General features: G+C 44.9%; 8 protein-coding genes and 1 pseudogene. 6 read left to right on the plus strand and 3 right to left on the minus strand.

Going from position 1 to position 11,733, the window contains the following annotated elements:
* Positions 1–56: 56 nt before the first annotated feature.
* From LCF41_RS07810 to LCF41_RS07820, 3 genes are all read left to right on the plus strand, one after another.
* Positions 57–5,633: a DUF3320 domain-containing protein gene (locus tag LCF41_RS07810; protein WP_225087567.1), complete on the plus strand. Its 5,577-nt coding sequence runs from the start codon at positions 57–59 to the stop codon at positions 5,631–5,633.
* Positions 5,634–5,988: 355 nt separating this feature from the next.
* On the plus strand, positions 5,989–6,471 hold the full coding sequence (locus LCF41_RS07815) for a cold-shock protein (protein WP_010284438.1): 483 nt from the start codon (positions 5,989–5,991) through the stop codon (positions 6,469–6,471).
* A 179-nt stretch (positions 6,472–6,650) separates the two neighbouring features.
* Positions 6,651–7,190, plus strand: a complete 540-nt coding sequence (locus tag LCF41_RS07820) for a DUF2058 domain-containing protein (RefSeq protein ID WP_225087568.1) — start codon at positions 6,651–6,653, stop codon at positions 7,188–7,190.
* A gap of 112 nt (positions 7,191–7,302) precedes the next feature.
* Here LCF41_RS07820 and LCF41_RS07825 read toward each other — a convergent pair whose 3' ends face one another.
* Positions 7,303–8,334 carry a methionine synthase gene (locus tag LCF41_RS07825; protein ID WP_225087569.1) on the minus strand — a complete coding sequence of 344 codons (1,032 nt, stop codon included), beginning with the start codon at positions 8,332–8,334 and terminating at the stop codon, positions 7,303–7,305.
* A gap of 30 nt (positions 8,335–8,364) precedes the next feature.
* Positions 8,365–9,342 (minus strand): DUF1852 domain-containing protein, encoded by a 978-nt coding sequence (locus tag LCF41_RS07830; RefSeq protein ID WP_225087570.1) that lies wholly within the window; start codon positions 9,340–9,342, stop codon positions 8,365–8,367.
* A gap of 471 nt (positions 9,343–9,813) precedes the next feature.
* Here LCF41_RS07830 and LCF41_RS07835 point away from each other — a divergent pair, with 471 nt between their 5' ends.
* Complete coding sequence (locus LCF41_RS07835; protein ID WP_225087571.1) at positions 9,814–10,059, plus strand: YmjA family protein; 246 nt, start codon at positions 9,814–9,816, stop codon at positions 10,057–10,059.
* Positions 10,060–10,255: 196 nt separating this feature from the next.
* On the opposite strand, the gene LCF41_RS07840 is transcribed toward LCF41_RS07835, so the two are convergent.
* The gene (locus LCF41_RS07840) at positions 10,256–10,588 is read right to left on the minus strand and encodes a gamma-glutamylcyclotransferase family protein (protein ID WP_225087572.1); all 333 of its coding nucleotides are present in this window, start codon (positions 10,586–10,588) and stop codon (positions 10,256–10,258) included.
* Positions 10,589–10,694: 106 nt separating this feature from the next.
* Between LCF41_RS07840 and LCF41_RS07845 the strand changes: the two are divergent.
* Both LCF41_RS07845 and LCF41_RS07850 read left to right on the plus strand, forming a co-directional pair.
* A pseudogene (locus tag LCF41_RS07845) lies at positions 10,695–10,925 on the plus strand (2-dehydropantoate 2-reductase N-terminal domain-containing protein); the annotation flags it as partial.
* Between the two features lie 61 nt (positions 10,926–10,986).
* Positions 10,987–11,715 (plus strand): MerR family transcriptional regulator, encoded by a 729-nt coding sequence (locus LCF41_RS07850; RefSeq protein WP_225087573.1) that lies wholly within the window; start codon positions 10,987–10,989, stop codon positions 11,713–11,715.
* Positions 11,716–11,733 lie beyond the last annotated feature (18 nt).

Consider the following 11,733-nt stretch of genomic DNA (forward strand, 5'->3'; position numbering starts at 1 on the left):
CCCTCAGCACGCTGGGTATGCAGTGATGATTTTATGGGACATACGGAATTCGTGCTATGAATGATAATGATGACTCACTATTTAAAAATAATAGTCTTTCTCTTCAACAAAAATTAGAACGTGCTCGTACTGAGCTTCTTGATTTATCTGCGCGTAATAAACTACTAAACATCCCTCGTTCTAAAACAGCAAAGCTATTAGAAATAGTTGATGAACGATCTGCTGATATATATCGTTTACTGGTTAAAGAAGGAAAAGTATTTACTTTCCTACCCGGGCGGGCTGGAAGAAAGGGAGAGTTAATTGATGATGAAGATATTGAAACGGATTCGGATGACGCTCTTGTAGGTGAGCAGCTTTTTGCTTTTGATGAAGATGTTGATAAAAATGTCAGCCGTGCTGAGCATCAGGATACAAAACTGCAAACACGATTAACTCCAAAAGGTCTGCAGAAGCGATTATTAGATCTTTATCATGATTCTAAAACATTAGAAGAAGAGCAGGGCGTAAATATATTGTACCTAACGCTCGGAACCTTAAAATGGATTGATCCTAATAACAAAGAAAATATCAGATATGCTCCTTTAATTTTAATACCTGTATCTCTTGAACGTGGAACTGCTGGCGATAGATTTAAACTGCAGGTAAGACAGGAGGAGATTATTGAAAATCTTTCGCTAGAGGCATATCTCCAGCGTACGCATGAGATTTTATTACCCAAATTCAATACAGATGAAGAATTGCATCTTTCCAGTTATATCGATGAGGTTGCTCAGGCTGTACAGATAAAACCTGATTGGGGCGTTCAAGAAAACGATATTACGTTGGGATTCTTTTCCTTTGCTAAGTTCCTTATGTATCGGGATTTAGATCCAGAAAACTGGCCTGAGAATGACAATATAACAGATCAACCACTTATTCAGTCACTCATGGTCGATGGTTTTAATGAAAAGGATGAAATGCTTTCAGACGATGCATCGATAGATCCCTTCATTTCTCCGAAAGATATGCTTCACATCATGGATAGTGACACTTCTCAAACTCTTGCTATCCACGATGTTCGTAGAGGGAAAAATCTCATCATTCAGGGGCCGCCCGGAACCGGTAAATCTCAGACGATTGCGAACGTAATTGCTTCTGCAGTGGCTGATGGCAAAACAGTATTGTTCGTAGCAGAAAAAATGGCTGCGCTTGAAGTGGTGAAACGCCGTCTTGATTATTCGGGAGTGGGCGATGCATGTTTAGAGTTGCATAGTAATAAGGCGAACAAAAGGGTCTTCCTGGAAGAATTAAAGAGGGTCTGGGAGCTAGGATCACCAAGAGGTGAATTTCCAGACACATTGGTTGAAAACTTAACGGATGCAAGGGATAAACTGAACGAGCATCCTGCAAGGTTACACAAAATATATCATCCTTCCACTTTGTCTCCCTATCAGGTAATGGGGCACCTTGTCCGGTTACGTCAGTTAGGACAAGCTCCGACCGATTTTAGTCTCGAAAATTTTGAACATTGGAATGACGACGATCTTAAGAAACGTCTTGATCTCGTGAAAGAGATTGTTGATCGCATCCAAGATATTGGTTTGCCTAATCAGCATCCATGGAATGGTGTTGGTCTTGAGCAGATCTTACCTATGGATGTAGAGAAACTACTTCCACGTCTGCAAGAAATTGAAGGGGATATTGCACGCATTGCAAATGATGTAGCAAGTCTGTCTGCTGAACTTGCAGTGACCCCTGTTCCGGAAACATTCTCCTCAGTCGAGAAATTAGTTGAAGTTGCTGAATGCATCAATAAAGGGCCAGATTTATCACCGAAAGCGCTTACTTCAGCAGTTTGGCATGATAGCGTACCTGCAATTAAACGCCTTATTGTGTTGGGCAAGCAGTATCAGCAAATCCGCTTAGACCTTGAAAAAGATATAACAGCTGAAGAGATTGAGACTCCAGTTGTCGAGTTGGAAGATGCACTGACAAGGCTTCCCCAGGATTTTCAGGTTAACGGCTTTTCAGTCGCTAGTTCTCTGGTAAAACCCTTAGCTAAGCTACGCCTTGATGCAGCCCGTCTACATGAAGAATTAGGTACTCAGGAAGGATATTACACAGTTCAAGAAATAGAACGTCTCATCGCACTGGGCGAAAGAATTGCAGCAGCTCCTAATGCCAGTCCCGATGCTTTTATTGCGTCAGTCTGGGATCACGGTGTTGAGAAAGCAGATGAACTGGTTGAGTCGATAGCTTCCTTCAGAGCCGTTAGTGAAGTTATTAGCCCTAAAATCAATGAAGCTGCTTGGAGTACAGATGTTCTGGAGGCTAGAAATCTTCTGGCGAGTCATACTGGTATTTTCCGCTATCTCAATGGAAACTGGAGAAAAGCGAAGGCACTGGTTGGCTCTTTACTGCGTGATCGCTCCTTGCCTATTGACCAACAGGTGTTATTGCTGGATGAACTCATTAAAGCGCAAGGAGAGAGGAAAAAAATCCAGGAAGGCAATGATTTTGGTCATTCAGCTTTCGGTAGCGATTGGCGTGGTGAAAAAAGTGACAGTTCTCCTTTAATGGCATTAGTTGAATGGATGAGAACGCTTCGTGACGTAGGGCCTGAAGCTCGGTTGTTAGCTAGTCGACTCGTTGACCGCGAGGATGTCAAACTCCGGACGCAACAATTGAACCAGTTACTCCAGCAGGTTCGGTCCCAATTGGATGTTCTCTGGAGTTCATTTGGGTTATCACCTGAGGAACACTTTACCAACCAGATATCTATAAACCGTGTTTCATTAGCTTTCATTGAACAAAAAATCCAACACCTTACAGAGGTGGATGAACAGTGCGCTCGTGTGATGGTGAAACCACCTGCTCGTATAGATGAGCGTTGCCAGTTAGTCACTCGGATGATTGATCTGCAGAAACTTATTATTGAACTGCGTGCGGAAACTCCGATTGCTGAAAGTGCTTTTGACGAACAGTGGAAAGAGTTGTCATCTGATTGGGATTACCTTGGTCTGGCTTGTTCTTGGTTAGAGCAGAATAGTGCACTACGCTTTGTGGCAGCAAAACTGACGAACAGAGCTGAAACTGCCCAGATTGCACAAGAAACTCACCAGTTCAGCCAAAAAATAGTTAATGAACTGGAACAAATTGCGAAGGAGTTAAAAGGAACGGTTAAAACCCTTTTCGGATCATCATCGGATGAGTTGAAAATATCAGTTGCGTGGGAGAAGCTTCAAATATGGATTGCGAATTCAGAGCAACTCTCTAAATGGGTTGCGTATCAGCATCGTGTCGCTCAGGCTCGAAAATATGGATTATCTGAGGTAGTAGAAAAACTCGCCTGTGGGGGGCTTTCGCTAAATTCTTCGATTTCCGCCGTAGAGCGTACCTATTTTGAGTCGTTACTTAAGGTTATGGCTCTTGAAGAACCCGATTTGGTTCGTTTTGATGGTGAGCTTCACTCTCGTCAGGTTACAGGATTCGCAGAGCTTGACCTTAAACGAATCAAAGCTGCCAGCCTTGAGGTTGTGCGTGCTCACCATAGGCAAATACCATCCAAGAGTGGTGGTGTTGGCCCTGTTGGTGTTTTGCGTTCAGAAATGGTGAAAAAAAGAGGTCATTTGCCGATTCGTCAGTTAATGCTAAAGGCTGGCGTGGCGATTCAGGCTTTAAAGCCAGTAATGATGATGAGTCCTTTATCCGTTGCCCAATTCCTTATCCCTGGCAGACAGAAATTCGATCTTCTGGTTATGGACGAAGCAAGTCAGATACAGCCAGTTGATGCAATTGGCGCAATTGCTCGCTGCAAACAGGTCGTAGTCGTTGGGGATGAACGCCAACTTCCACCAACACGATTCTTCGCTAAAATGACAGAATCTGCCGCTAATGACGATGATGACGAGGTCTCTCAGGTCGCTGATATAGAGAGTGTGCTGGGCTTATTTGTTGCCAGAGGGTTACCTCAACGTATGTTGAGATGGCACTATCGTAGCCGTCATCAATCATTGATTGCTGTATCCAACAGTCAGTTCTATGAAAATAAGCTATTTATTGTACCGAGTCCGTATACTCAGGAAGCGGGTATGGGTTTGCAATTCCACCATATTCCAGATGGTGTATTCGAATCAGGCGGAAAGGGAACCAATATTGTAGAAGCTAAAGCTGTCGCTAAAGCAATCATGGAACATGCTCGCAAATATCCTGAACAGTCGCTCGGTGTTGCAACATTTTCTGTTTCCCAACGCAAAGCTATTCAGGATGAACTTGAGTTATTACGTCGCTTGAACCCCGATCTGGAAGAGTTCTTTAATGCCCATCCGAGTGAGCCTTTCTTTGTTAAAAACCTTGAGAACGTGCAGGGGGATGAGCGTGATGTGATTATGATATCCGTTGGCTATGCCAGAAATGCACAAGGATACATGGCGATGCGTTTTGGTCCTCTGGGGTCTGAGGGAGGGGAACGAAGGTTGAATGTGTTAATCAGTCGAGCCAAACGGCGATGCGAGGTTTTCGCCTCAATCACAGATGAAGATATTGATTTGGAACGAGCAAAGGGTAAGGGCGTATTTGCTTTTAAACTCTTCCTGCAATATGCACGTACTGGGCGTATATCTTTAGCTCAGCGTTCAGAAAAAGAAATGGATAGTATATTTGAAGAGCAGGTTGCTAATGCGCTGCAGAAAGCTGGTTATCAAGTCCATCCTCAGGTCGGTATCGCTGGATTCTTTATAGATTTAGCTATCGCCGATCCAGATATGCCGGGGAGATACATGATCGGTATTGAATGCGATGGTCGTGCTTATCACTCATCACGCTCTGCTCGTGAACGTGATCGCTTGCGTCAGGCTGTACTTGAAGATCATGGCTGGATTATCCACCGTATATGGAGTACCGATTGGTTCCATCGCCCAGAGGAACAACTGGAACGTACACTTCAAGCTATAGAGTCGGCAAAAAAAGAGCTGTCAGACCGAAATGAACAATTACGGCAGAGGGCACGTGCAGTACCTGTTGAGATTGTTACTGTTGATAGAGGGCCTATAGTTGAGATTGGCCTTGTTGATTCTGATATTCGAAATGAATCTGAAATTGCCTACCTGGAGGCAACTCCTGCAGCTAATATGAGTTATGAACTGCATGAAACACCTCTAGGTATTCTCAGCGAAATGGTGGAACAGATTGTTGAAGTTGAATCTCCAATTCATCTAAGTGAAGTTATTACTAGGTTACGAACAGCTTGGGGATTGCAACGCGCAGGAGCTAGGATTGAGGCTGTTGTGAACAGGGCTGTTAATTTAGTCTGCAACAAAGGTAACATTCTTCAGGATGGACAATTTTTAGTACATCAGAACTCAAAGATTATCTTACGAAACCGACAGCATGTTCAGTCATCGGGATTGCGTAAATCTGAAATGTTACCTCCTCAGGAAATAGCCGTAGGAATCGTTCAGGTAGTCAAAAATAACCTTGGTGCAACAGAAGATGAGATAATTATGTCTCTCTCTAGATCTCTCGGATTTAAAGCAACCAGTGGAACCCTACGCAAGGTCATTTCAGAGGTTATTGAACAGCTTCTGTTTAAAGGAGCTATCCTTAGAGAAGATACTCTGATCGTTGAAAATAAAGAGGCAGTCACAGAGTAATTCAGGCCTCTCACGAACCCCATGCTTTGAATGGGGTTCGTGAACCACTCAGGGTTACTAATAAATTACAGACCGTGTAAATCGTGGACTTTAAAGGGGTTATCAGAAGGTTTAGGGTTGCATTTTTTTCCTGTCATTAAGAGGCATAGGGTGGTTGCACCATAATTGAACTCAAATGACCCCAGATAAGATGTTACTAACTGAATAGTGTATTTAGTCCTGAAATCAGGCCACCGTTCCCCCGAGACCAAAAATTTATCGTCCAGACTTAACCCAAAGACGTAGTCTGCGCAGGCATTGTGTTTTACACTGCGCGCTGCAAAAACTGAGCAGATAAACGATTAAGTAGGCGAGAATGGCGATGAACGGAACGATCACAACCTGGTTTAAAGATAAAGGTTTTGGATTTATCAAAGATGAAAACGGCGATAACCGTTATTTTCATGTGATTAAGGTCGCCAATCCTGATCTGATTAAGAAAGATGCGGAGGTCACTTTCGAACCCACCACGAATAACAAGGGGTTGTCAGCTTATGCTGTGAAAGTGGTGCCGGAAAGTAAATACATCTATATAGCGGGTGAGCGCCTTAAGCTCACGTCGATTAAGTCTTATCTTGTTTACAGCGAAGAAGTGCCCGCCGACACCGGCATTGATAAAGAAAATGTGGTGCTGTCTGTGGGGATACTGATGAATAGTATCAGGCCGAAATCAACCGCTAAGCCGGGTGAAATGCGCTCGCTGAAAAAACTGGCGATCACCACCTTCCAGGGAACGACGTTAATCTTCTCGGAAGATGAGATAGACATCGATGCCACGGCGAAACTGCTCAAGGTCTGACATCATTCGGACTGATCCTGTGCCGAAATCTCTGCGCCACTCATAAGCAGAATTTCGGCATTGTTTCTGCTCGCTCCCTCCAAACGCACTCCACACCGCGATCGCGTCCTGCAATCTGGCACTGCTTCAAAAATTACAGGTATAATCCTGTAAATTATTCAACGGGTTTAGGAACGAAGATGACAAAGCTCACCTTACAAGAGCAGATGCTAAAAGCGGGATTAGTGACCAGCAAAAAAATGGCCAAAGTCCAAAGAACGGCGAAAAAATCACGCGTTCAGGCTCGTGAAGCAAGAGAGGCTGTGGAAGAAAATAAAAAAGCACAGCTTGAGCGTGATAAACAGCTAAGCGAACAACAAAAACAAGCTACTTTATCTAAAGAGTATAAAGCTCAGGTGAAGCAGCTTATTGAAATGAACAGAATCAATATCTCAAAAGGCGATATTGGTTTTAACTTCACAGATAATAATTTAATTAAAAAAATAACTGTGGATAAGCTGACTCAGGCTCAGCTGATTAGCGGTCGCCTCGCCATTGCGCGTTTGGTGATTGATAGCAGTGGCGAGAGTGAATACGCGATTATTCCCGCGATCGTAGCCGATAAAATTGCACAGCGAGATGCGAGCAGTATTGTATTAAATAGTGCGCTGAGTCAGGAAGAGCAAGACGAAGACGATCCGTACGCTGATTTTAAAGTGCCTGATGATTTAATGTGGTAATTAACGTTTTTCCGATGCGTATATAGATGAAAAGCCCTTACGGGCTTTTCATTAAGGCTTATGTATCGCTCAACTCGGACTGAACCCGCTTCAAGCGATCTGCCTGGCGACGTTATTTAGCCAAGAGTTCTTTTCGGACGATTGCCGCGCCGGCACTTAACGCATTGAGTTTGCCTCTTGCGACGAGACGAGATAAAGGCGTCATGCCACAGTTGGTAGACGGATAGAGCTTGTCAGCATCCACAAACTGAAGGGCTTTTCGTAACGTATCGGCGACTTCCTCTGGCGTCTCAATGGTATTGGTTGCCACGTCAATGGCACCTACCATCACTTTTTTACCGCGAATGAGTTCAATAAGATCCATTGGAACCCGAGAGTTCTGACATTCCAGTGAAATGATATCGATAGCCGATGTTTGCAGTTTAGGAAAAATTTCTTCATATTGCCGCCACTCAGACCCCAGCGTCTTTTTCCAATCGGTATTGGCTTTGATGCCATAGCCATAGCAAATGTGCACCGCAGTTTCACATTTAAGCCCTTCAACGGCTCTTTCTAACGCGGCAATGCCCCAATCATTCACCTCATCAAAGAAAACATTAAATGCAGGCTCATCAAATTGGATAATGTCGACACCCGCCGCCTCTAACTCTTTAGCTTCTTGATTCAGAATGGTGGCAAATTCCCAGGCGAGTTTTTCGCGACTTTTATAGTGGCTATCATAAAGCGTATCGATCATTGTCATGGGGCCAGGCAGGGCCCATTTAATCGGTTGCGTAGTTTGTTGACGTAAAAATTTGGCGTCTTCAACAAAAACGGGCTTTTGGCGAACCACTGCACCAATGACTGTCGGCACGCTCGCGTCATAGCGATTACGAATTTTAACGATCTCACGTTTCTCGAAATCAACACCGCTGAGGTGTTCAATAAACGTCGTGACAAAATGTTGACGCGTTTGCTCGCCATCACTGACAATGTCAATCCCCGCTTGCTGTTGCTCTGCCAGGCTTAAACGTAGCGCATCTTGTTTACCCTCAATCAATTCCTCACCTTGCAATTTCCAGGGTGACCACAGTGTTTCAGGCTGCGCCAGCCAAGAGGGTTTAGGTAAGCTGCCAGCGGTTGAGGTGGGTAGCAATATTTTCATAATAATCAGTGACCTTGTATGTTTGGTTAATCAAAGAACGTAATTAGCAGACCATTGCTCAAGAATAGCGTGGTATGGTTTGATGAAGTTTTTCTCCGTAAACTTTCCCTGCTCGATAGCCAACAGGCTACGTTCTTCTCGATCATAAACAATTTGAGTGAAGGAATGATCCTGATGATTCAGGCTTGGCTGATAGCATTGACCTGCCGGAGAGTTCGCATTGTAAATCTCAGGTCGGTAAATCTTTTGAAACGTCTCCATCGTGCTGATGGTACTGATCAGCTCAAGATTCGTATAATCACTCAGTAAGTCACCAGAAAAATAGAAGGCCAAAGGCGCAACGCTATTTGGCGGCATAAAATAGCGAGCCTGTAATCCCATTTTATGGAAGTATTGGTCGGTCAATGAATATTCATCTTGCTGGTATTCGATGCCTAATACGGGATGTTGATTTCCAGTCCTGTGATAGGTGTTTTTACTTGAAACACTGAGGCATATCACTGGCGCTTTACTAAAATTCTCTTTATAGCTCTTCGAGTTCACGAAGCATTTAAAGATATTGCCATGCAACTCGCCAAAGTTATCTGGGGTGCTAAATCCAGGGTTGCTTTTATTATGATCTGACAGCAATACGCTAAAATCATAATCTCGCACGTAGGAAGAGAAATTATTCCCTACAATGCCTTCAATGCGCGCGTTGGTTTCTTTATCAACAACATTCGTTTTCAATATTTCAATGACAGGGAAGGTGTTGCCATTGCCTTCAATATCAATTTCAACGGAAATGATATCGAGTTCAACAGCGTAACGATCGCTTTTAGGGTTATCCCAATGCGCCAGAGAATTGAAACGGTTGTCAATCATTGTTAAGGCATTGCGCAAGTTTTCCTGGCGGTTCTTGCCTCTCGCCAAATTCGCAAAATTGGTCGTGATACGCGTATTTTCGGACGGGTTATAGTTCTCATCGAAACGCGTGTTCTTAATCGTAAATGTAAAATTCGTATTCATCGCGATCTAACATCCTAATTGTTGATATCAACCTGGTTTTATGTCTTTCTTTTCGAAGATTTTCAGGTCTTATCATTCAGCAGATTTCATATTGTCTCTAGCAGCTTGTCTCTAACTACTGCAATTGCACAATTTATGCCAGAGTCACTGCGTGAGTAAAAGTGATTTAATTTCAATAGACATGAACCATCTTCATGACTTGGGGGACGGCCCGCATCGGTGCCGTTGTAAAGCCCTCTGTTAAATAAATTTTGTTTTTATAATTCATGTGGTTAGTGATGTTTGCTTACATGGCTTCATGGTAAGGCTAAAGTGGAAAACTTACCAGTTTTTCACGTCTAAGGGACTGAGGCGTCTGCGTTTGGCTCCTTGCCCTACATGGATGACAGGAAAACGAACTAAGAATGGTATTATCCCAGTCAGATGATGCATGCATCAACGGACGTAGACCTTAACCCCTGAGGATGGCTTATGAACAATGAAATACCGCTTAAATTTTATGACATCACGGATGAGTATGCGACGGAATCTGAAAAGCCGGTGAGCGAGTCAGAACGTGGCGCACTGGCGCGCTATTTCCAACTGCTGATCACTCGTTTAATGAATAACGAAGAAATCAGTGAAGAGGCGCAGAAGGAGATGGCCCGTGACGCTGGGATCGACGCGCATCGTATTGATGAGATCGCGACATTCCTGAATCAATGGGGCAATGAGTAACGCTCATTCAGGGCATATTGAAAAAGATGCAAGGTGAGTGTGGAGATACCCGCTGCACAGCTTAACTCATAGTTATAAGCGGCTAAAAAACATCCCGCCTGTATTTTCTGAAGCGGGATTTTCACATTGCCAGTTCCTTACCGGGGCAAGTCAGGGCAGGGAACGTATTCGATCAATATCGCGTACTAAATAGTATTTAGACTGTCTGTGGCTGTAACTGATAAACCCATGCCGTAACCTGATGGTTTTCGGCTGTAGTAACCATAACCTCAACGCGATCGTAGCCCTCTTCAAATTCATCCAGCATTGGCCAGTGTGCCTCAAGGTTAGCGGACGAAAACAGGTAACCGCTAACGCGCGACCCGCGATCATCCAGGACTATCCCAGGAAAATCTGCGGCGGCACCCCAACCACGCTCATAAAACGTGCCTGTGACGTAACCCGGCAGCCAGTCTCCACCGATGTTTTCCAAAATATAGGCATTTTCGTGACCCGGGCGCAGCGTACCGTAGACAAACAAGCGTTCCATTTTTCCTCGTCAATCGAAATAGTGAATATCCAAAGGGTGAAGAGCAATACTCACGTTAGGGCTTAATAAAGCGGTTCGCAACAGGTTCTTCAGCGCTGATGAGCGGGTGCGGAGTGAATTGTATTTTCCGCATCTGGGGCCGGGGGCAATAGGTACTACCATTGCTGCTGTACTGCATGACGTTAACCGTACGCCAGTCCTTTGCGGACGTACTGCGCATCCGCAATGAGTTCTGCGTCACGATGATGGTGGAATTGTGGTGCCAGGACCGGTATTGAGCAATTTGGTGACTATCAGCCATCCATTCGATCTAGTGTTTGTCGCGGTGACAACGACGTCATTCAACCTGACGTTATTCATAGTATATTGAGAGCATTGTTTACTATCAGGCTGAGTACATGTCTTACTCCATCGGTGAATTTTCCCGGCTTTGTGGGATAAATGCGACGACGCTCCGCGCTTGGCAGCGTCGTTACGGCCTGCTCAAACCGATGCGCACAGACGGTGGCCATCGGTTGTACAGCGATGACGACGTCCAACAGGCGTTAAAAATTCTCGACTGGGTGAAAAAAGGGGTCCCGGTCAGCCAAGTGAAACCGCTGTTGGCTCGCCCAGGCACGCGTCGAACAAATAATTGGCTTGCCCTGCAGGAAAGCATGTTGCAGCGGTTGAAAGAGGGAAAAATCGAATCACTGCGCCAGATGATTTACGACGCAGGCCGCGAGTATCCGCGTACGGAACTGGTCCGTGAAGTATTGCGCCCGCTGCGCAGCAAAGTCTCGGCCAATATTCCGGCGATGATGACCCTGCGCGAAATCCTCGATGGCATCATCATCTCCTACACGTCGTTTTGCCTCGAAGGGGATAAAAGAGCGCCAGGTGATAACTATCTGATTACCGGCTGGCATCTGAGCGATCCGTGCGAAATTTGGCTCGAAGCGCTTATGCGCACCGGTCAGGGGCTTCGCATTGACGTCCTTCCCGTACCGCCAGCCACTCTGGCGCCGGAGATTTTCCCGGAGCGAAAATGGCTGCTGGTCACCACCGGTAAACTCACCGCGGCTCGCAAAAAACAGATTGACCTTTGGCAACAGCACGTCACTTCCTTAGACGTCATTCCTCTGTAATTCCGCTTTTCCATCTCC

This window comes from Pectobacterium colocasium, assembly GCF_020181655.1.
Classification (GTDB): Bacteria; Pseudomonadota; Gammaproteobacteria; order Enterobacterales; family Enterobacteriaceae; genus Pectobacterium; species Pectobacterium colocasium.